Source organism: Bacillus salitolerans, assembly GCF_042680805.1.
Taxonomy (GTDB): domain Bacteria; phylum Bacillota; class Bacilli; order Bacillales; family SA4; genus Bacillus_CJ; species Bacillus_CJ salitolerans.
Genome location: NZ_JBHUEM010000057.1, coordinates 19,691 through 40,395, shown reverse-complemented (window position 1 = coordinate 40,395; position 20,705 = coordinate 19,691). Strand labels below are relative to the sequence as shown.

Below are 20,705 nucleotides of genomic sequence, written 5' to 3'. Positions count from 1 at the left end.
ATATGTAAGTTAAAGTATTTAACTATTGGATACGAGAGTGCAATAATAGTGGTGCTGATTCATGAAGAAATATGCCACCTTTTGTTGAAGTAAAGAGCAGGATAATGAATGGGAAATTTTTCTCTGTAATGGAATTATCTACCTGATAGTAGAATCCTAAGTGTTATAATTATATGAAGAGATTTGAGAATGGGGTAAGGCACGGGGAATGGTTCGAAACAAGCTGATGGTACTTAGAATTGCTCTAAAGAATGAACAAGCTAAGTAAGATGACAGTATATTTATTGATGATAGAATCGAAAATGTTGAAGGTGCAGAACGTTTGAATAAGAGGATTCACTTAGATAGAAAAAGAATGAATCTATTAGAGTTACATGAATACACAAGCTTATTGACTGTTCAAAAGAATATGCACAAGCACAAATCACAAATTAATGGTAATTTAATACTTAAGGTTCAGCTGCCATTGTGGGTAGCTTTTTATTTTGTAACGAAGCATAAGAGTTTCAATAACCTTTATGTTCTGTTGTAAGTTAATAATTTCAAATAACGACATTGGAGTTGAATGAGGAAATGGTTCAATTAGAACAAGTTTTTAAATATTACGACATGGAAGATAATAATCTCACAGCTTCAAAGATGTATCGATTCTGTCATCAGTGCGGAAATAAATTAGTGCAAAGTGTTTCCAGTAAGCTTAACTTTGTTCAATGTTTGCATTGTAATAATAAAGTTTATAGTAATCCTTTACCAACAGTAGTTGTTCTTATTGAATATGAAGATAAAGTCTTACTCGGAAAGAGAAACGGTCAATATGGAAAAGGAAAATGGTGTATACCAGGTGGTTATCTTGAATATAATGAAGATTTCATAACTGCTGGTTACAGAGAGATAAAGGAAGAGACTGGGCTCGATAAAGATAATATTGAAATTGTGTCTATATTAAATGTTGTTTCTAATTTTATTTCACCCGAACGACATGTGTTATCAGTCGTATTACGAGCAAAATTTATCTCAGGGAACCCTTCCCCAAATGATGATTTAGATGAACTACAATGGTACTCATTAAAAGAAACATTACCTGAATTGTTTTTGCTAGCTGAAAAAAACCTTATTGAATATTACGCGTCTTCCAAATCCAATGGAATATTTATTTCCAAATAGAGAATATATTATTTGTTTGTCAAACATTTTTATCATGTTATGGTTACGATATAAATCTATCCCTGCATACAAATCCGCTCAATAAAACAATATTGGATGGCGGACACGCTTATGCTTGGATGGTCACAAACAGGTCATTTTCATATACAATGGAAATATTCTGTAATCGATTAAAGAGAATAGAGAGGATTATCAAGAATGGTAAATGGGATTATTCATGGTATTATTCTTGCCTTTGGACTCATCCTTCCATTAGGTGTCCAAAACGTATTTGTTTTTAATCAAGGTGCCACCCAGCCACGCTTCAAAAGAGCCTTGCCTGTTGTCATTACAGCATCTCTTTGTGATACCTTGCTTATCACTTTAGCTGTATTGGGGGTCTCTGTTTTAGTCCTAGGGAATGCTGGGATAAAAGTAGCTCTATTAAGTATTGGAATTTTATTTATGATTTATATGGGGTATGTAACGTGGAGAAGTAAGCCTAGCCAGCAATCAATAGACGGAGTAGCAATGACTCCTAAAAAACAAATCGGCTTTGCTGCCTCTGTAAGTTTGTTAAACCCTCATGCTATCTTGGATACGGTTGGTGTAATAGGGACAAGTTCACTATCTTATACTGCCGAAGAAAAACTAGCGTTCACATTAGCGTGTATTCTTGTGTCGTGGTTATGGTTTTTTTCCTTAGCATTTATCGGCAATAAAATAGGCAAGCTTGATAAAACTGGAAATATCATTTTCATGTTGAATAAAGTATCTGCTATTATTATGTGGGGAACCGCCATTTACTTACTGGCAACGTTATTTTTGTAGGGAGGATTATGCTTGAATAAACAACAAATGATAGAAATTTTTACGAAGGAACAAAGGATAGAGCCAGTTCATTCCGGTTGGAGACGTGAGGAATCTGAATTTGTCGTACGTCATGTCGCTTTGTTTGAGGATCATGGATTTATTTCGTTCTCTCAATTAATGGAAGACAACGCAGAGAGAGTAATAGAGGAAGAACTTCGTTATTTTAATAATATTGGGCAACCGTTTGAATGGAAACTGTATGATTACGATCAACCAGCACGGTTAAAGCAGATTCTCGAACAAAAGGGATTTTCGGTTGAAGAACCAGAAGCATTGCTTATTTTAGATATTGAATCTCAAGAGTCACTATTAAACGATAGTATTCCAAATACAATAAAGCCAATTACAGATAATAAGGGAGTAGACGAACTAATCCAACTTGAAAACGATGTGTGGAATACTTCTCACGATAGTCTTGGTGAAAGATTGAAACGGGATTTAATTGAGGATCCTGAACATTTACACATATACGGAGCTTATGAGGACGGAAAGCTAGTTAGTGCCGCTTGGATGTATTTACATAAAGGAACCTCGTTTGGCAGTCTTTGGGGAGGAACGACGCTTCCAAATTATCGTAAAAAGGGTTATTATACGTCATTGCTTGCCATTCGAGCAGGGCAAGCATGGAGTAAAGGTTATAAGCTATTAACCGTAGATGCTAGTCCGATGAGCTCCCCAATCCTTCAAAAAAGAGGGTTTGAATTAGTCGCTTATTCATACCCGTGTATGTCCCCAAAAAGATAATCGAAAATAAATAAGAATAAACAAGCTTCTTTTAGTTTGTTTATTTTTTTGTCTGAATATATTGACATTTCAACATCATCCATTGTATAAAGTAGTTATTATTATAACTACTAAGGAGAGATTGAGTGGAAAATTTAGTAGTCGAACTCCAAAAGATTGGATTTTCACAATATGAAAGTAAGGCATATATTGCACTTCTCAAGCATTCACCTGTTACTGGTTATGAAGTGAGTAAAAGGTCCGGTGTTCCCCGGTCTATGATTTATGAAGTGTTAGGGAAATTGATTGACAGGGGGGCTGTCTACATTGTTCCATCAGATCCTGTTAAATACTCCCCAGTACCGGCTAAGGAAATGGTGTGCCGAATTAGAGAAAGTATGGAGCATACCTTTAGTTATTTAGAAGACCGGTTAAATACGATTGAGCAAGCTCCTGAATTAAACGTCATCCTGCATATAAGTGGTGAGGATGCAGTTATGAAAGAGATGTTGGATGTTATTGGAAGAGCTGAGAAGGAGTTATGGATTTCTGTATGGGAGCCTCAAGTTGAGCAGGTGAAAACAGCTGTAGACAATATTAGAAATCCTGATTTAAGTATCTTTTCGATCATCTTTGGAGCAGAGGAACAAAAAATCGGGCATTCGTTTCACCATAACTATATGCCTCCTCAAGTTGTGCAAGAAAGAATTGGAGGCTGTTTGACAATAGTTGCTCGTGATGGTGAGGAAGTGGTCATTGCGAATTTCCATGATAAGAATGAGCCAAGTGCTGTTAAGACGAAAGATCCAGCCCTCGTTCTAGTAGCTATCGAATATATACGTCATGATATTATGATTGAGGAGATCACGAGAGAATATGGCCCAGAAAAAGTAAATGCATTATGGAGAAGCCGATCAGATTTATTTCAAATTGTGACTGGTAGGAATTTCACTAAAGTGTAAGCGATTCGAACTTGCTTATATGCTTTGCTTTGTAAATATTCAATTCTACCTATCTATAGAAATAGAGTGGGACAATTGAGTATTTTTTCTATCATTTATCCCGCTCCAACTGGCGCTAAGACCCCCACTTCAAAACATTAGATGAATCGAGAAGTTTAAGTGGGGGATAAGCGCCAGTAAGAACCCGATAATATGAACACAGACTAAGATCCCCACATCCTGTGGCAACGTCTGTGTGACCCACATCATGCGGGCCGGGGCTAACAATCAGTGGGGGATGAGGAAAACCCCCACTGATTGAAAGTTTCACTTTATTTGATAGTAGTTATTTATTTAACTACTATTGAGGAGGATGTAATATGCAGAAGAAACAACATTGGAAGAAGGGCTTTTTGGATGCATTACCGATTGGTTTAAGTTTACTCGTATTTGGTGCAATCTTTGGTTTAATGTCGATTCAAGCTGACCTATCTGCTTGGCAAAGTATGGCCATGTCTTTAATAGTATTTGCTGGATCTGCACAATTTGCGACATTATCCATGTTAACTGATGGAGTTAATTTTTGGATGATTGTATTAACGACATTTCTTATAAACTCAAGGCACTTCTTAATGGGGTTATCTATGTCACCATATTATAAAGGGTTTTCCACGACCTACACGAATGTGATGGCGTTCTTTTTAATTGACGAACAATATGCCATAAAACTCAATCATTTTAGAAACCACTTACCGAATAAATATTATATTATTGCTGTGAGCTTAACCCTATATTTAACATGGTTTATTGGGACTTCGATTGGAACAGTGGCAGGAAGCTGGATACCAGATCCAGAGAAACTGGGGTTAGGATTCAGCTTTACCGCTATGTTTCTTGCATTAGTATATTTTCAGCTCACTTCACTGAAAAAGGTCATCGTTTTCATTGTCTGCGGGGGATTAGCTATTCTTCTTACATTACTCTTACCTAATGGTTTAAACTTATTAATTACTGGTATTGTTGCCTTCTTAATAGGATTCGTTTCAAAAGAAGATAAAGAACAACCGAGAGAAGCGTTAGCAATAACTGAAGAAAAAGGAGCGTAAATAAATTGGGTGTTACAGAAACCTTATTATTGTTTTTTTTAATGTCCGTCGTTACGTATATAACTCGTAGAACTTTACTTCGCGTTCCTAGCGATTTTTTTTCCAGTCGAATGAAAAATGGTTTGTCCTTTATTCCTATTGGTATTTTAGCAGGGCTTATCTTTCCTTCATTATTCTTACAAAACAAAGAATTTGTCATCAATCCAATCTACCTAGTGGCAAGTATTCTATGCCTACTATTAATGAAACTAAGCAAAAATGTATTTTTAAGCTTTGGAGTCAGTGTAGCTGGTGTTGTCCTGATTAATCTATTGGTTAACTAAGAGGGCATTAAGAGAATAGTTGTTTTGTACATGCATTGAATATATCGAAAAGTCACATCACAAAAAAGGGAATCCTAGTGGGACTATTCCATTAGGATTCAGAATTTGTTAGTTTTCCTTAAGGATTTCACCTGCAGCCGCTACACTCACTGCTCCCAGGTTTCCATCCTTCCGTTTTCGTAATGCAACTTGATTGTTTTCCATTTCTTTATCACCAACTACCATCATAAATGGGATCTTCTGCATTTCGGCTTCTCTAATCTTAAGTCCTATCTTTTCTACTCTATCATCAATCTCTGATCTGTATCCCATTTGTTCCAACTGTGACTTGACTTGGTGGGCGTATTGTAAGTGTGCATCAGAAATAGGCAAAATTTTCACTTGAACGGGTGAGAGCCAAAGTGGGAATTCCCCAGCATAATGCTCAATTAATATTGCCATAAATCGCTCGATTGACCCATAAATGGCACGGTGGATCATAATTGGACGTTTAGGTTTGTTATCTTCGCCAATATAACTACAGTCAAATTTTTCTGGCATTTGAAAATCAAGTTGAACTGTTCCGCATTGCCAACTGCGATTTAATGAATCGAGAATATGGAAATCAATTTTTGGTCCGTAAAAGGCACCGTCACCCGGATTTACTTGATAATCAAGTCCCTTTTTATTTAAAACTGACTCTAAGGCATTCTCTGCTACATCCCACAATTCAGCTGCACCCATAAAATCGTCAGGTCTTGTTGAAAGTTCAATTTTGTAGCTAAAGCCAAATTTCGAATAGAATTTATTGATTAAGTCCAACACTTTACTTAACTCTTCTTCGATTTGATCTTCACTTACAAATAAATGAGCATCATCTTGAGTGAATGAGCGTACACGTAATAGTCCACTTAATGATCCAGAAAGTTCATGTCTATGAACTAGCCCTAACTCACCATAGCGGATTGGAAGCTCACGATAACTTCTGCGTTTACTATTGAATATAAGAACGGCACCTGGGCAATTCATTGGTTTAATCGCATAGCGTTGGTCATCTACATCCGAAAAGTACATATTTTCGTGGTAATGATCCGAATGTCCGGATTTTTCCCAAAGCTCTTGTTTCATCATGATTGGAGTTTTTATTTCTTGATAACCAGCTTTTTGATGTTCACTTCTCCAAAAATTCTCAAGCTCATTCCTTACTATCATCCCTTTTGGTAAGAAAAATGGCATTCCTGGTGCTTCCTCCATCGATACAAACAATTCTAGCTCTTGACCTAATTTCCTGTGATTTCTCTTTGCTGCTTCTAATTCAATTGACATGTTACATTCCTCCTAAGTTTTTTTGTAAAAAAAAACGCACTCATCCCAAGTAAGGGACGAGTGCGGTCGTGGTGCCACCCTAATTCCGTAAAGTAAAACTGCTTTACGCTCAAAAAGATAACGGATTACCCGATTATGGATACTAAGAAATTCCCCATAATAGCTCAAAGGTGGTAAATCTTAACCTTTTCTTCAGGGCTTTCAGCCATAGGCCCTGTTCTCTGTCAAGAAAGTGAAGTAAGATTCATGTCCTTATCATTGCAAAAAAATATAAATGTGAAAATAAAAAACGCACTCATCCCTAGGAAAGGGACGAGTGCGGTCGTGGTGCCACCCTAATTCCGTAAAGCAACGTGCTTTACGCTCAAAAAGATAACGGATTACCCGATTATGGATACTAAAATGTTCCCCATAATAGCTCAAAGGTGGTAAATCTTGACTTTTTCTTCAGGGCTTTCAGCCGGGGCCCCGTTCTCTGTCAAGAAAGTGAAGTAAGATTCATGTCCTTATCATTGCCCAAAAGTATAAATGTGAAAATAAAAAACGCACCCATCCCAAGCAAGGGACGAGTGCGGTCGTGTTTCCACCCTAATTCCGTAAAGCTAAAATGCTCTACGCTCAAAAAGATAACGGATTACCCGATTATGGATACTAAAATATTCCCCATAATAGCTCAAAGGTGGTAATTCAAACTTATTTCTTCAGGGCTTTCAGCCATAGGCCCTGTCTCTGGTAAAGAAATAACAGCTTGAATCATGTCCTTATCGACGCTTATAAAACGTTTATAAAAATTATTAATTTGGATTATATGTCAATCGATACTTCATGTCAATAGGGAAATTACTTAAAACTCCCCTAATATTTATCTACCGTCGCTCCAAGAACAGCCCCTTTAATGAAAGGTAAACCGTTTAATACCTGTAATTCATCCTTAGTTCCAGTTACAACTATGCCAATGATCAATCCATCTTCTTTATTTTCTTGGATCGCATCATATAAAACATCTTTTACATAAAAAGTGAAAAAATTATTATATTTACTATCCTTCAGTCTTTTCACATCCTCAACAAAGTCTTCTTCTGTTCTTTTGGATTCTTTGAATGTGCTATCAAAATAAGCATCAAACCCATATACCGTTTGAGCAAGATCAGGCCTGTTCTCACCATCTTTAAACAAATCTAATTGTGATTGTGAATAGCTATTTACTCGGTACCAGGTTACATCCACACTATCAGGTATCATGGTATTTATCTCATCTATTGTATAGCCTTGGTCTAATGATAGGGCCATTTCGATGTATTTATCTTCACTGACTTGATTAAGTAAATCAAAATCAACTAGGTAATGGTCATAGTTCAGGTAAGGATGATAAAAGAGCATCACCCTTTCCCCGCTTTCATAGTGAAAGAAACGGTCTACTTGTGGCGGTCCAATCTTTTCATTGATTTGTGCACTTCCACGGTCAGAAGCTGTCGGATTAGCCTTTCCGAATATGTTAAATTCCACTGTTTCATTTCCCCACGGGATAACACGATCTTCAATAACTTTAAATTTTTCGCTACTAAAGGTTCCTCCTAAAAATCCATAATCAAAACTGCTACTGCCTAAAAACACGTTGGGTCCAGAGATCCTTTCATGATATTCAAGATCCCCAAATGCTTTGTAGTGTTGATGATTGACTAATGTTGAATTCAATACAATACCGGCGAATAATAGTATGGGTGTTACGACAACTGATATGATTGTGTTGCGTATTATTGTCGTTCGTTTAGCCTTCTTTATCATTGATTTCACATCTTTATCTTGAAAAGCGAAGTCTATTTCTAATTCATCTTGGTTGACTGATTCGTTGTGATCCTGGTTATTCATCTGTATACCTCCTATAATAATCTCTAAATTGTGCTCGTGCTCTTGCTAGATATGTCTTTACCTTGTTTTCGTTCATATCTAGAACATTACCAATCTCCTTGTACGAAAGCTCTGTATCATATTTAAAAATAAGGATTTGCTTATACACCGGACTTAATCTCTCTAGCGTTTTCCGGACATTTTCCTTTTCTTCATTTTCTAGTAATAAGTCATCCAGCAGCTTTTCATTGCTTGTCATCTCAATCATTATGATCCTCATATCAATTTTCTTCTTTTTACACAAATCATAATATTGATTGATCGAGACTTTAAAAATCCAAGCCGATAATTTATCCGGACTGATTGAATCAATATAGAGTAACGCTTTATAGAGAGAATTTTGGACAATGTCTTTTGCATCTTCTTTGTTACAACCTTGCTTTACTAGGTAAAGATAGACTTTATTCGAAATCTCTTTTATTTGCTGATTAAATGCTGTATTCACAATGTATCGATATTCTCTCCTTTCGAAAGCTTTCAACTATTAAACGAACAAGTAGTTAAAATGTAAACAAATTTTTAAAAAATTTTCTAACAACAGAGGTATTTGTTGTTCTTCGGGCGGGGGGGACAATTTTGAATTTTAATTATTCAGAAAATTACTTTCAATATCTTTGTTGGTCACTTATAATATTAATTGGAAAATGTTTCCTCTAATAATTCTATATGGAAGGAGGACAAGGGTGAAAGTGGTATTCAAAGATGATAAGGAGGTAAATAACAAATGACTCAGCCAATGGTTTCTTATGTAAAAGCAATTAACACTATTTATCTACCAGTTTCGGACATTGTAAAATCTACTGACTGGTACGTGAATAACCTTCATTTAGAATTACTTAATAAAGTCAATGCAGAATCAACTCAAGCACAACTTAAAATTTGTCTAGGCCAAACTATCTTCTTAATTAAAACCGCCGAGAAAAGAAATCTTACTTTTGTAGAAGTGGATGGACATGAACAATGTATTTTAACGCTTGAGGTAACAAATATTAAAGAATTCCACGAGGGGTTAAAACGAAATTTAGTAGATGTAGAGGATATTCAAGATAATGGTGAATGCGGATTATCCTTTTATGTGAAAGACCCAGATGGTAATAAAATTGATATATGGGGTGGATGGGGTCACTAAACAAGTATACGAATAAAATAAGAACCGAAATGGCTCTTAGGCTGTCGAGAAAGTCTCAACAGCCATTTTTTCTTTCTAACAGACTATAAGGTGGTTGTATAGTGAGATAGCTGATCCATCATTGATTCAAGAAAAAGGGGGAACATCCGACAACATTTCCGTGAGTGGGTTTCTATGGACATTTTGATGCGGTTAGATCCAACATTGGGGGGGCAACAAGCTGAGAACCAAGATAGTTCTTATATTATCAGTTCATAAGAAAAACTAACTTATCATCTTTGTCAAACGACGTGACGCTAGTAAAATTATTTAGATAACAGTGAGTATTACTTCATTCTACTAAACATAAGCTTTTGCTAATTAAAGTTTGAACTAAGTACAATAATATGGAGGTTCCAATGAGAATTGAATCAAATAGACTGTCATTTCAGAAGTATACAGAAAATGATGTTGATTTCTTATATTCTCTAGTATCGGACCCAGAGATGGTTCAATATATTGGGGAAGGAACGGTAAGAGACATAGAAGGTACAAACACCTTCTTGAATTGGATATTAAATACGTATAAAACCCGGGAAGATTTAGGATTAATGATTCTAGTTGATAAAGAGAACAATATGAGAGTCGGTCATGCAGGGATCGTTCCTCAAGTGGTTGACGGCACTACTGAATATGAAATAGGGTATTGGATAGTCAAGGAACATTGGGGGAAGAAGCTGGCAACAGAGGCAGCCATTACGTTAAGGGACTATGGGTCTAATATACTTGGTATAGAAAGGTTTATTGCATTGATTCAACCTGGTAATGTAGCGTCGATTATGGTTGCCAAAAAATTAGGAATGAACGTTGAGAAGGAAATAATGAGAGGGAGTAAAAAGGTTCATGTTTATGCGATTTCAAATTCTTCCTTAATCATAGTTTGACAGTTTTGCAATTGAATTAGGAGCTACGTTAAAAATGACTGCATAAGTTCTATGACTTGTCGTAGTGCAAGTCTAATTTATTTTGTATATAGAAAGTTTCGGTGGTTATCGCTGTTCAAAATGCTCCAATATATTTACAATAAATAGTAGATTAAGAAATTTATAGAAAAAAAACTAATAGAAAGGAAAGTGGATGATGAAGAAGATTGTAAAAGGTAGTAAGGTCATACTAGCTGCCACGATTGCCGTTGGTGGGATTGTTCCTATTGGAACAACTGGTTACTTAGGAGGCATCGTGCATGCAACAGAGACGTCAACAGTACCTATAAAGGTTGTTAACTATGAAAAGGTAAGTAAGGATTTTATGAATCATGTAATGGAAGGGAATTGGTCGGAGGCATACCTCTCTTTTAGTCCAGAGCTTAAAAAGTATGTACCTGAAGAATTTCTAAGCACGTTATTTTCGCAGGTAACTACACAATTTGGTAACGTAACGAGTGTAACGAGTGTCGATGTTCATAATAGAATTCCGTTTACGAAAACAGAGGTTTCAGTCGAAGGAGAAGTTTCTCCATTTTCAGTGACCCTATTTGTTAATGAAGAAGGGACTATTGAAGATTTATATATTCCTTTTTATTACGGTCCAAGCAATTATCAAAAACCTACATATGATACAGGAAACTATGTAGAAAAAGAAGTAGTGGTAGGAGAAGGCTCCTCGTTTCCGTTAGCAGGAACACTTACTATGCCAACAGGTGAGGGGCCATTTCCAGCCGTTGTTCTTGTAGCTGGTTCAGGACCGCAAGATCAAGATGTCACAACGATGTCACTAAAGCCCTTCCGTGATCTAGCTGTTGGTCTTGCTAGTCAAGGAATTGCTGTTATTCGTTATGATAAAAGAACGTATGCTCATAATTTGAAAAGTGCAATGAACCCTACTTTGACGATTAAAGAAGAGTCAGTATATGATGCGTTAAAGGCTGTCGATTTGCTATCAAATTTAGATGAAATTGATCAAGATAAAATATTCGTTTTAGGACATAGTCAAGGCGGAATGGAGCTTCCGATGATTATTGACGAAGACAAGGAAGGTAAAATAGCAGGATCTATTTATGCAGCTGCGCCAAGTAGTAAATTAGAAGATCTACTATTATTTCAACAAAAACAAGCATTAGAGCGTGCGATAGAAGCAGGACTACCAGAAGAAGTGGTTGCTCAGCAGAAACAAATTGTAGCTATGTATGAGGAGCAAATTGCTTTACTAAAAAATCCAGCATACTCAAAAGAAAATATTCCTCAAAACTTTGCGCTTGGTAACTCCTATTGGTGGTTTGATCTTGTCAAGTACTCTGCTACAAATACAGCGAAGAAGCAGTCAAATCCATCCCTATTTTTACAAGGGGTAAAGGATATACAAGTACCTGCCACGGAGTTGCTAGGGTGGAAAAAAGCGCTAATGCATCGATCTGATGTGGAATATAAGATGTATCCGGATTTAACACACCCATTAGTGAATTTCAATGGTGTCCCAACTGGAGCAGAATATTCCTTACCAGCCAATGTACCTGCTAATTTTATCGATGACATTGCGTTATGGGTAAAAACTGGAACTTTACTTAATTTATCTGCACTCTATTCAGATTATCAAGATAACCAATATTGGTCTAAACCAGTGGAATGGGCAGTAAAACTGGGAGTTCTTCAAAATTATTTAACTGGTGATAAAATCAATCCAAATGAAGTCGTATCTGAAAAAGAATTGCTAACGTATGTGTTTAGCGTACTGTTCCCTGAAAAACTGACTTCTGATGTTTATGAAGTCGCGAAGGAACTAAATATTCAAGTAAAAGGGAATGAAGATGCTCTTATTAGAAGAGGAGACGTTGCAACTACCTTAGTACGTGCTATTACTTTAGTGGAAGTGACAGAAGGACAAGCTATTCAGTGGTTATATGATCAAGGGATTTCAACAGGATATCCAAATAAAGATGGGGATTATGAGAAGACTGTCCAATCATTTAGACCTGACGATTCCCTAACTAGAGCACAGTCTCTTGCATTTTTATATCGGATTGTTACAGAGTATATGAATCAAAATAAATAAAGAACCAATGAAAAAAGGGGAAATTAAATCATGATTGTGATTTATTTCTCCTTTTTCTAAATATAGTTAATTGCTAAGTCATAAAAAAGTAAAAATAAAGAAGACAAAGTAGGGTGCAAATCCAAGATACAATGGCAAAAACCGTTACTATTTTGTTCTCTGACCAGCCATACTTAAGACCATAATGGAAATGAATGGGTGACATTAAAAACAATCTTTTTTTTGTTTTTTTATAATAGAAAACTTGGATCATTACCGAAAACTGTTCTAGTAAATAGATGAAAAACAGAATTGGAATTAATAGTTCTACTTTTTCTATAATAGCTAGAAAGGATAATGAACCCCCGATTGCCATAGACCCAGTATCACCCATGAATGCCTTAGCAGGATAAAGGTTATAGATTAAAAATCCAGCGATACCTGCAATCATGACTAAACTAAATATCTTCACTTCTGTGTAATCCGATATGATAAAAAAGAAAAAGTACGTAGGAATCGATACCATTCCAAGTAAGCCATCCATTCCGTCTGTAAAATTAATCGCATTAGCTGACCCCACAATAAATAAAGTCATTATCGCGATATATAAGCTTAGCGGAAGAAATAAACTTATCGATTTAGACAAGTGAACCATCGGTTCAATATTAAATACATTGATTAAAATAAAGAGAAGTAAAATCGTAATAATAAATTGAAAAACAAGCTTTGTTTTAGCTGATATACCTCCAGGATCTTGCTTTTGGGCTTTCCAAAAATCATCAAGAAAGCCAACTAAACTAAATAAAACAAATGTACTGACTAGAAAAAACATAAGTGGACTTGAATGATACGATAAAGCAACGACCACACCTACCATAAAAATACTACCTAGCATTAAAGGAGTGCCTTTTTTATCATGATGCTCTTGTGGTAGCTCTTTTCTAATAGGCTGTGTAAAGTTCCACTTTCTAAGAAATGAAATGAAGAAGGGGGATAGAGTACTTACTAGAATAAAGGTTAGGATTGCTGGAATAAGTTGATATAACAACAGTTTTGATCTCCTCTCGAAAAGCTTATCTATTATTTTCGACAAAATTTAGTTGTACCCTGCCTATAAAAGAAGCGAATTTCTAGAATATAATGCAGTTAATAAAATTTTGGAATAAATGATAGAATAATAGAGGTATTTCCATTTTCTGTAGGGAGGAAGAATGAAATGAAAGAAATAGTGTTTGTAACGACCAATAAAGGGAAAATTGCATCCGCCCAAAAAGAACTAAAAAATATAAAAGTGTTACCTATTGAGGCTGAATTGAGTGAACCAAGAAGTGACGATATTAAAGAAATTGCAAAACAAAAAGTGTTACAAGCGTATTCTATTGTAAAGCGTCCGTGTATTGCTTTAGATTCTGGCTTTTTTATTTCTGAATTGAATGGTTTTCCAAGAGCCTATGTCAATCATATGTTAGACACAATTGGAATAAAGGGTGTTCTTAAACTAATGATGAATGAGCAAAATCGGTATTGTGAGTTTAGATCTTGCTTGGCCTATTTTGATGGAGAGGAAATGAGGTTTTTTAAAAGTAAATCTCCCGGTTCCATTTCAATTGAGATAAGAGGGCATGAAAATGAAAAGAAATGGTCAGATTTATGGTACATTTTTATCCCTGAACATTTTGATAAAACACTCGCAGAATTTAGGGAAGAGGATTTCAGTACATATAATAGGGTGAAACAAGATTCATGTATGACACAATTTGGTAAATGGTATGATGATTGCAATTAATCTAGTATTTCTATATGCGTAGCAAGAAATAGTTGTGGCTCGGAGATATAAAAGGTAAAGGGGCGAACTGTATGAACGGATCATTCACGAGTAAACATTTCACACTAGAGAAAGTTAGTGAGCATGTATATTCTGCCATCGCTAAAGAAGATGGTGGTTCTGGAGCGAATGCTGGTTTTGTAAATTTAGGGGATAAAACAATTGTCTTTGACACGTTTAATACACAGCAAGCAGCGGAAGACTTAAAAATTTTAGCTGAAAACATTACAGGGCAACCAGTTAAGTGGGTTATTAATAGTCATTGGCATGGAGACCACATCCGTGGTAATCAAGTATTCAAGGACAGTCAGATCATTTCAAGCAATCTTACCTATTCTAAAATGAAGGATACTCACCCAACAAGGATTAAAAAGCAGAAAGACGATATAGAAGGTTTAACGAACTATATCCAAACACTAAAAGAGCAGTTAACCCAAAACGGTGAGATGGAGCTGCATAACCAAATTGGATTCCTTATGGAGCTTAAACTATCACTTCCTACATTAGAATTAGTACTCCCTTCTCAAACCTTTCATGATGAGATAAGCTTCTATGGGTCTGAAAGATCCGCAAAGCTTTTCACATTAGGTGGTGGTCATTCGTTTTGTGATTCCATGCTCTATATTCCTGATGAAAAAGTAATGTTCATGGGAGATTTATTATTTGTTCATTGTCATCCAACATTTTTTGAGGAAACCAATCCTTTAAAATGGATGGAGATTTTAAAGAAGATCCATACATTAGAAATAGATGCTGCAATCCCAGGTCATGGTTTAGTCGGAACAAAGGAAGACATCACACTACTTACCCGTTACATCAACGAGTTATGCCTGATTACGAGTGAAGGTTTAACGAATAAAAATATAAAAGTTCCTGATCGTTATAAACATTGGAGCTCACCGGAAAATTACATACAAAATGTTACTAGAATCGTAGAATGGAAAAAGATAACCATGGAATAAGGCCGTAATTACAAATAGTGGGAGGTATGCTGGTTATAGTAGTCAAGTATAGAGATAGGGGAAAGGCGATGCATGAAAAAGGAAACTCCTAAAAAAATTCATATCATTGGTTCAGTTGGAAGTGGAAAAACCACGTTAGCAAAAAAATTATCTAAACAGCTACAAATTCCATTTTATGAATTAGATAATGTTGTTTGGATCAGACATCCAAATGGAGATATTCGAAGGAAAGAAAAAGAAAGAGAGGACTACTTCCATGATATTCTCCAAAGGGAAAGCTGGATTATAGAGGGTGTTCACAATGAGGATTGGGTGGCTGATAGTTTTCATAATGCTGATTTGATCATTTTTTTAGACACAAAGTATTCAATTAGGACTTACAGAATCATTAAGAGATTTATTAAACAAACGCTTCGATTGGAAAAAGCCAATTACAAACCGACATTAAACATATTTTTTAAAATGTTTAAATGGAACCGTTACTTTGAAGAGGTTGGTAAACCGGCTTTTTATCGAAACTTTTCTATGTATCATGACAAAATCATCGTCGTTACTGAAATGGCTAATTTAAAGAATTACTTTAATGATTAATATGGCACTAGTATTTGAAGGAGTAGAAACATTGTAGGAAAGTAGTAAATTTAAAAAAATGTTATTTTCTAATTTATCATTAAATCGTAATAATAAATATCGGAGGAGACATTTTGAATATTGTGGTTTGGAGTATAGTCGGAATAATTCTCTTCGTTTTATTGATATTTGGAGTTGGAATATGGTTATTTCAGAAGGATGTAGCTAAAGAAGATCCTGAATATATTTTACAGTTTATAAAAGATAAGAAAGAATTAGAGCAAGTATCGCTATCCATTCATTTTAATAAGGAGAAATGGGTAGAGGTAAACCAAAATGTGATGCGAGTACAGTGAAAATTATTGTAGCGATTGAAGATGCAAGGCAGGCATCGGAAGGCATCATTAATCCAAACGAAACGGTAAGTACGAAGGAACTAAACACATTTTTCATTCCAAAAACCGACGGTGGGGCCCACGAAGGGTGGATAAAGCATCTTACCAATAGTGGAATAGACCTTCAACATATCCCCTTAAGTGAAGTAGCGAAAGGGATGATTAGTTATAGTTCTAATGCTAATACTGAATATTTAATGAGTTTACTAGGATTAGATCATATAGAGCATCTTCTACAGAGCTTACATGTAGCCAATCATGACAGCCTTTACCCAATTGTAAGTGCGTTATTCATCCCAGAGCATTTGAAAAAAGAGAGAAACTTGTCTAAGAAAGAACTGGTTGCTGTCTTGAATAGGATGGAGATGGAGGAATATCGCCGTCTGGCCATTGATATTCATAACAGTTGGCTAAAACAGCCTTTAACAGAACAAGAGAAAAAGCTATTACTAAAAGACTTAAATATGGACATACAGCGAATATGGTCTGATCGTTTACCTGGTGCCACAGCTCAAGATTATGTATCGATTATGAGAAAACTTAATAATAAGTCATATTTTGAACAAAGGGTTTATGACTATCTTGATCCGGTTATGGAACAATTAATGGAAAACCCAAGTAACCGCCAGTGGCTAGTACATGCAGGGCAAAAGGGTGGATCAACAGCTTTTGTCCTCACCAATTCAATGTATGCAACGGATAAAGAAGGAAATGAAACAGAACTCGCATTTTTTTCAAATGATTTAACATCGTTCGAACAGGCGAAGCTTTCAAAAAATTTACATGGTTTTCAGCTTAAATTTCTAACAGACGAAGATTTTCGAGCGCAAGTTAAAAGAGAATTAGAATAATAGATATCCAGTAGATAAATAAGGTAAGAATATCCTTTTTATATTTAGGACTGGGCACTCTCAATTCTTTATGTGAGAGTACCATGCCCTAGCACGTTAATAGATTATATGCTCTTAGGAATATGGACAACAAACGCTTTTCCATCCTCTTCGTCTACGACCTGAATGGATCCATTGTGAATAGATATAATTTTTTTAACAATGGATAGACCTAAACCATTGCCCTCCATTTTTCGATTTCTTGCTCGATCTACTTTATAAAAACGCCCAAATATTTTTTTTCGTTCCTCTATTGAAATGGGAAGTCCGTTATCAAAAATTTTCACTTTAAGAAAATTCATCTCCTCCTCTATCGTTATTTTGATTCTTCCACCAGGCGAGGTGAATTTTATGGAGTTTGACATAAGGTTGTACCAAACTTGGTTGAGTAGTTCCTCATCAGCTTCAATCATCGTTTCTTCTGCACACATCTCGACAACTAACTTCTTTTCTGACCAAATGGGTTCAAAAGATAAAATTGTACGTCTTACTTGTTCTGCAACATCAAAGTGAGAAGGGGATATTTTATACCTGTCCGAATCAAGTGAAGCTAACCGGAGTAAATTATCACTCAAATTAGACAAGCGTTCACTTTCTTTAATGAGAATTTTTGAAATACGCCTTCGCATATTTTCATCATTTGCTTCCTCTTGAAGCATCGATGCGAACCCTTTTATGACGGTCAGTGGAGATTGAAATTCATGTGATACATTTGCAACAAACTCAATTCGTTCGCGATCTAATTGTCCCAACTTCAATGCCATGCTATTCATTGTTTTGGATAGCAATCCTACCTCATCTTGTCTTGTTTCTGGAAGTTGGACATTAAAATCACCAGTTGCTAATTGTTTGGCTGCTCTCGTGACTTGATGGATGGGCTTAACCAGTAGTTTAGCAAATAATAAAAAAATCAGACTTCCGATTAAGAGGACAATTGTCAGTAGAATAGCAATTTCATGCAACCCATTTGATTGTACTGGCTCTGATTCAATGAGTTCGATTATGGTAACACCTTCGTCTAGTTGCCATGTTTCTTGTACCGATACACTACAATTACAGAAATTTTCCTCATTGGGCCAATTGATGTACTCTAATTCTTGTTGACCAGCTACTTTAGCCTTTATTCCAACTGAAGTCATTCGAGCGACAGTCTGTAGGAACATATCCAAATCGTTAGGATTCGATTGAATATATAATTGCTTAATAGAATCTCCTTTTTGGATAAGCTCCTCGGTCGTAAACTTCTTATCAGATTCTTGAAATATGTATAGGGCTAACGCCCAGGCAACCACGACGCCAATAAGGACTGCAGCTATATAATATGAAATCATTCGTACATAGAGAGTGTTAAACATGTTTTACCTCCAGCCTGTAGCCAAGTCCCCTCACTGTCACAATTTTAATACTATCAGTGAGCGCTGAAAAACGGTCTCGTATTCGCTTTACATGGACGTCTACCGTTCTTTCATCACCATCGAAACTGTCTCCCCATATACGCTCGATAATCTGGTCACGAGTATAGGTTCGATTAGGATGAGAAGCAAGTAAATACAAGAGTTCAAACTCCTTTGGTGGTAGCTCGATCATCTTCTGATCCATATAAACCTGTCTCTCCGCGTTTATATATAATGGACCTACTTGTACGGAAAATCCAACATTATAAGAGTATCTTCGAAGGAGGGCCTTAATACGATAGGCTAATTCTTCAAAGTCAAACGGTTTGACTAAATAATCATCAGTCCCAGCTTGAAAACCAGAAATCTTGTCAAAGCTCGTTCCTCTAGCGGTAAGGAGAAGGACGGGAACATCATAGTACTTTTTTAACTCCTGACAAACCTCTAGGCCATTCAGACCGGGCATCATGATATCTAGTATGGCTAGATCCACTCTTTCGGAATGAATCTTTTCTATCGCATCGTTGCCATTCTCTGAATCTATTATTTTGTAATTTTCCGATCTTAAGGCATGTCTTACTAACTCACGAATATAAGGATCATCGTCTGCAATTAATATTTTTATCATACAATAATTCACCTCACTCTCTACTTTTTAACATGCTTATCAAAAAAATGCAGTAATTTCTCATTAATTTTCTTTTGTATGGCTGGATGATAATGACTTAGTAAAGGAGAATATAAACCAACGTCTGAAAAACTCATATGATCCGTTCCAGAAACAACCCACTCTTCACCTCCATTTTTGAGAATTCCGGTTTTCCTTTGATTAAACTCAGTGGCCATCTTCACGTATTTCTCTTTTGTGTCAAGGCCGGGGTATTGCTTCCATTCTTTCTCAGAAAAATGGAACCGGCTAAAGTTATTACTTTCTTTTGTGAAAATATATAAAAATGGATTCGGAAGTCCCTCTTCAATCTCTGGCCCATAAGGGAAGCCATCCATATTAACACCAGCTAATACCCGAGAATCTTGACTCATCACTTGTACAGCTGTTGCACCACCAAAAGAGTGACCAAGCATTCCTATACGTTGTAAATCTATTCTTTCATCAAATATCCCCTTCGAATCATTTTTATTTAATTTATCCAATTGGTCTAGAACAAACTGAACATCCTCTGTCCAAAGTTGAATATGTGGATTCATATTGTCCCAATTAGACATATCGCCCTTCACACTAACAAATCCATCGGTTTTACGGCCATCTGGAAACAAGGTTGGGATTTCCGTATAATACGGATGTTCAATAGCTGCTACAATATATCCGTTACTGGCAAGTTCTTCTGTTATGCTCGTATACATGAAGTTGGATGCACCGAACCCAGGGGATAGTACCAAGATAGGAAATTGAGTTTCTGCTGCGGAGACCGGTAGCTCTACATATGAATGGGATACAAAGTGTTTCATTGAATCTAGTAGGATGTTGATATAAAAAGACGTACCTTGAGATAAGCGTTTCATCTCTTTTTTGGAGTAGGCATATGGTGCAGACACCATATTTTCTATTGGATCAGCTGGATACCATAACCGAACAGATACTTCCCTGTTATCGTCTTTTTCCTCTGTTGATGGATCCAGTCTGTTCTCATCAACCCAGTGATAGTTTGTCGTACCTATAGTAAAGACACCAGTCGGTTGAGGAAGATTATGTTGCGGCATTACATATAGTGGAATTGAAAGAGCAATTCCCATCATGACCAAAGTAACGATTCCTACGGTCATTCGCTTCCATTGTCTTCGGTTAGGCTTAGCGTTACGTCTCTTACTTAGGAAAGCTTTCATGATAAACGACAACCAAATGAACGCAGTGAGTAGATAAATTAACATCATCTGTACCCGGTAACCTTCAAAAATCAGATGCAAGCCAAGGATTACCACTCCTCCACTAACCCAGATGATCATCCTTCTATGATACATATACACACCTATTACATACCCTAACATTACCCCTATTCCATTCAAGGCCATTCCTAATTCAAGCCAACTCACTTTGACCACTCCTTTCATTATAGGAAAGAATAGCACTCAATTATGAACATTAGATGAACAGCAATGAACAATTTACATTACTATCGTTTACGAATTTCAAGGATAGGTTAGAACAACGTTAATCAAACGTCTTGTTGTTTTTTCAATTCCCCCTACTTTGAGG

At 36.1% G+C, this 20,705-nt stretch carries 22 protein-coding genes and 3 other annotated features; of the genes, 15 read left to right on the top strand and 7 right to left on the bottom strand.

The window, feature by feature from the left end; all coding sequences use genetic code 11:
* The first annotated feature begins 322 nt into the window (after positions 1-322).
* The 7 genes from ACFSCX_RS25105 (at position 323) to ACFSCX_RS25075 (ending at position 5,109) form a co-directional block, all read left to right on the top strand.
* Entirely contained in the window at positions 323-532 is a 210-nt protein-coding gene (locus ACFSCX_RS25105; RefSeq protein ID WP_377931005.1) for a hypothetical protein, read from the top strand.
* 41 nt (positions 533-573) lie between these two features.
* Complete coding sequence (locus tag ACFSCX_RS25100) at positions 574-1,164, top strand: nucleotide triphosphate diphosphatase NUDT15 (protein WP_377931004.1); 591 nt, start codon at positions 574-576, stop codon at positions 1,162-1,164.
* Positions 1,165-1,362: 198 nt separating this feature from the next.
* Complete coding sequence (locus tag ACFSCX_RS25095) at positions 1,363-1,974, top strand: LysE/ArgO family amino acid transporter (RefSeq protein ID WP_377931003.1); 612 nt, start codon at positions 1,363-1,365, stop codon at positions 1,972-1,974.
* A 12-nt stretch (positions 1,975-1,986) separates the two neighbouring features.
* Entirely contained in the window at positions 1,987-2,760 is a 774-nt protein-coding gene (locus ACFSCX_RS25090) for a GNAT family N-acetyltransferase (protein WP_377931002.1), read from the top strand.
* Positions 2,761-2,885: 125 nt separating this feature from the next.
* Positions 2,886-3,701 (top strand): TrmB family transcriptional regulator, encoded by an 816-nt coding sequence (locus tag ACFSCX_RS25085; protein ID WP_377931000.1) that lies wholly within the window; start codon positions 2,886-2,888, stop codon positions 3,699-3,701.
* A 359-nt stretch (positions 3,702-4,060) separates the two neighbouring features.
* Positions 4,061-4,786 carry an AzlC family ABC transporter permease gene (locus tag ACFSCX_RS25080; RefSeq protein WP_377930999.1) on the top strand — a complete coding sequence of 242 codons (726 nt, stop codon included), beginning with the start codon at positions 4,061-4,063 and terminating at the stop codon, positions 4,784-4,786.
* A 5-nt stretch (positions 4,787-4,791) separates the two neighbouring features.
* Complete coding sequence (locus tag ACFSCX_RS25075) at positions 4,792-5,109, top strand: AzlD domain-containing protein (RefSeq protein ID WP_377930998.1); 318 nt, start codon at positions 4,792-4,794, stop codon at positions 5,107-5,109.
* A 108-nt stretch (positions 5,110-5,217) separates the two neighbouring features.
* Here ACFSCX_RS25075 and thrS read toward each other — a convergent pair whose 3' ends face one another.
* The 3 genes from thrS to ACFSCX_RS25060 form a co-directional block, all read right to left on the bottom strand.
* Positions 5,218-6,414 (bottom strand): threonine--tRNA ligase, encoded by a 1,197-nt coding sequence (gene thrS / locus ACFSCX_RS25070; RefSeq protein ID WP_377930997.1) that lies wholly within the window; start codon positions 6,412-6,414, stop codon positions 5,218-5,220.
* Between the two features lie 49 nt (positions 6,415-6,463).
* Positions 6,464-6,682 (bottom strand) — a binding site (T-box leader).
* Between the two features lie 37 nt (positions 6,683-6,719).
* Positions 6,720-6,936: a binding site (T-box leader), on the bottom strand.
* A gap of 36 nt (positions 6,937-6,972) precedes the next feature.
* Positions 6,973-7,191 (bottom strand) — a binding site (T-box leader).
* Between the two features lie 78 nt (positions 7,192-7,269).
* On the bottom strand, positions 7,270-8,283 hold the full coding sequence (locus ACFSCX_RS25065; protein WP_377930996.1) for an anti sigma factor C-terminal domain-containing protein: 1,014 nt from the start codon (positions 8,281-8,283) through the stop codon (positions 7,270-7,272).
* A complete protein-coding gene (locus tag ACFSCX_RS25060; RefSeq protein WP_377930995.1) occupies positions 8,276-8,767 on the bottom strand; it encodes an RNA polymerase sigma factor in 492 nt (163 codons plus the stop codon). Before ACFSCX_RS25060 ends, ACFSCX_RS25065 begins: the two co-directional genes overlap by 8 nt.
* A 279-nt stretch (positions 8,768-9,046) precedes the next feature.
* Between ACFSCX_RS25060 and ACFSCX_RS25055 the strand changes: the two genes are divergently transcribed.
* From ACFSCX_RS25055 to ACFSCX_RS25045, 3 genes are all read left to right on the top strand, one after another.
* Positions 9,047-9,451 carry a VOC family protein gene (locus ACFSCX_RS25055; RefSeq protein ID WP_377930994.1) on the top strand — a complete coding sequence of 135 codons (405 nt, stop codon included), beginning with the start codon at positions 9,047-9,049 and terminating at the stop codon, positions 9,449-9,451.
* 398 nt (positions 9,452-9,849) lie between these two features.
* Positions 9,850-10,374 (top strand): GNAT family N-acetyltransferase, encoded by a 525-nt coding sequence (locus tag ACFSCX_RS25050; RefSeq protein ID WP_377930993.1) that lies wholly within the window; start codon positions 9,850-9,852, stop codon positions 10,372-10,374.
* Positions 10,375-10,570: 196 nt separating this feature from the next.
* Entirely contained in the window at positions 10,571-12,478 is a 1,908-nt protein-coding gene (locus ACFSCX_RS25045; protein ID WP_377930992.1) for an S-layer homology domain-containing protein, read from the top strand.
* Positions 12,479-12,551: 73 nt separating this feature from the next.
* Here the strand turns inward: ACFSCX_RS25045 and mraY are convergent, their stop codons facing one another.
* Positions 12,552-13,505, bottom strand: coding sequence for a phospho-N-acetylmuramoyl-pentapeptide-transferase (gene mraY / locus ACFSCX_RS25040; protein ID WP_377930991.1), 954 nt, complete (start codon positions 13,503-13,505; stop codon positions 12,552-12,554).
* A 168-nt stretch (positions 13,506-13,673) separates the two neighbouring features.
* On the opposite strand from mraY, the gene ACFSCX_RS25035 reads away from it, so the two are divergent.
* The 5 genes from ACFSCX_RS25035 (at position 13,674) to ACFSCX_RS25015 (ending at position 17,060) form a co-directional block, all read left to right on the top strand.
* Positions 13,674-14,243 (top strand): non-canonical purine NTP pyrophosphatase, encoded by a 570-nt coding sequence (locus ACFSCX_RS25035; protein WP_377930990.1) that lies wholly within the window; start codon positions 13,674-13,676, stop codon positions 14,241-14,243.
* A gap of 71 nt (positions 14,244-14,314) precedes the next feature.
* A complete protein-coding gene (locus tag ACFSCX_RS25030; protein WP_377930989.1) occupies positions 14,315-15,244 on the top strand; it encodes an MBL fold metallo-hydrolase in 930 nt (309 codons plus the stop codon).
* Between the two features lie 72 nt (positions 15,245-15,316).
* A complete protein-coding gene (locus ACFSCX_RS25025) occupies positions 15,317-15,835 on the top strand; it encodes an AAA family ATPase (RefSeq protein ID WP_377930988.1) in 519 nt (172 codons plus the stop codon).
* 113 nt (positions 15,836-15,948) lie between these two features.
* The gene (locus ACFSCX_RS25020; RefSeq protein WP_377930987.1) at positions 15,949-16,170 is read left to right on the top strand and encodes a hypothetical protein; all 222 of its coding nucleotides are present in this window, start codon (positions 15,949-15,951) and stop codon (positions 16,168-16,170) included.
* Entirely contained in the window at positions 16,131-17,060 is a 930-nt protein-coding gene (locus ACFSCX_RS25015; protein WP_377930986.1) for a serine hydrolase, read from the top strand. The genes ACFSCX_RS25020 and ACFSCX_RS25015 overlap by 40 nt, the downstream gene beginning before the upstream one ends.
* Before the next feature lie 104 nt (positions 17,061-17,164).
* On the opposite strand, the gene ACFSCX_RS25010 is transcribed toward ACFSCX_RS25015, so the two are convergent.
* The 3 genes from ACFSCX_RS25010 to ACFSCX_RS25000 are packed head-to-tail and all read right to left on the bottom strand — an operon-like array spanning position 17,165 to position 20,542.
* Positions 17,165-18,454 (bottom strand): sensor histidine kinase, encoded by a 1,290-nt coding sequence (locus tag ACFSCX_RS25010; RefSeq protein WP_377930985.1) that lies wholly within the window; start codon positions 18,452-18,454, stop codon positions 17,165-17,167.
* Entirely contained in the window at positions 18,447-19,121 is a 675-nt protein-coding gene (locus ACFSCX_RS25005) for a response regulator transcription factor (protein WP_377930984.1), read from the bottom strand. The genes ACFSCX_RS25010 and ACFSCX_RS25005 overlap by 8 nt, the downstream gene beginning before the upstream one ends.
* A 20-nt stretch (positions 19,122-19,141) precedes the next feature.
* Positions 19,142-20,542: an alpha/beta hydrolase gene (locus tag ACFSCX_RS25000; protein WP_377930983.1), complete on the bottom strand. Its 1,401-nt coding sequence runs from the start codon at positions 20,540-20,542 to the stop codon at positions 19,142-19,144.
* Positions 20,543-20,705: the final 163 nt, after the last annotated feature.

Coding starts and splice junctions, on each gene's coding strand:
- ACFSCX_RS25055 (WP_377930994.1), top strand. CDS start 9,047: ATGACTCAGCCAATGGTTTCTTATGTAAAAGCAATTAACACTATTTAT.
- ACFSCX_RS25100 (WP_377931004.1), top strand. CDS start 574: ATGGTTCAATTAGAACAAGTTTTTAAATATTACGACATGGAAGATAAT.
- ACFSCX_RS25050 (WP_377930993.1), top strand. CDS start 9,850: ATGAGAATTGAATCAAATAGACTGTCATTTCAGAAGTATACAGAAAAT.
- thrS (WP_377930997.1), bottom strand. CDS start 6,414: ATGTCAATTGAATTAGAAGCAGCAAAGAGAAATCACAGGAAATTAGGT.
- ACFSCX_RS25005 (WP_377930984.1), bottom strand. CDS start 19,121: ATGATAAAAATATTAATTGCAGACGATGATCCTTATATTCGTGAGTTA.
- ACFSCX_RS25065 (WP_377930996.1), bottom strand. CDS start 8,283: ATGAATAACCAGGATCACAACGAATCAGTCAACCAAGATGAATTAGAA.
- ACFSCX_RS25025 (WP_377930988.1), top strand. CDS start 15,317: ATGAAAAAGGAAACTCCTAAAAAAATTCATATCATTGGTTCAGTTGGA.
- ACFSCX_RS25035 (WP_377930990.1), top strand. CDS start 13,674: ATGAAAGAAATAGTGTTTGTAACGACCAATAAAGGGAAAATTGCATCC.
- ACFSCX_RS25095 (WP_377931003.1), top strand. CDS start 1,363: ATGGTAAATGGGATTATTCATGGTATTATTCTTGCCTTTGGACTCATC.
- ACFSCX_RS25045 (WP_377930992.1), top strand. CDS start 10,571: ATGAAGAAGATTGTAAAAGGTAGTAAGGTCATACTAGCTGCCACGATT.
- ACFSCX_RS25010 (WP_377930985.1), bottom strand. CDS start 18,454: ATGTTTAACACTCTCTATGTACGAATGATTTCATATTATATAGCTGCA.
- ACFSCX_RS25015 (WP_377930986.1), top strand. CDS start 16,131: ATGGGTAGAGGTAAACCAAAATGTGATGCGAGTACAGTGAAAATTATT.
- ACFSCX_RS25080 (WP_377930999.1), top strand. CDS start 4,061: ATGCAGAAGAAACAACATTGGAAGAAGGGCTTTTTGGATGCATTACCG.
- ACFSCX_RS25030 (WP_377930989.1), top strand. CDS start 14,315: ATGAACGGATCATTCACGAGTAAACATTTCACACTAGAGAAAGTTAGT.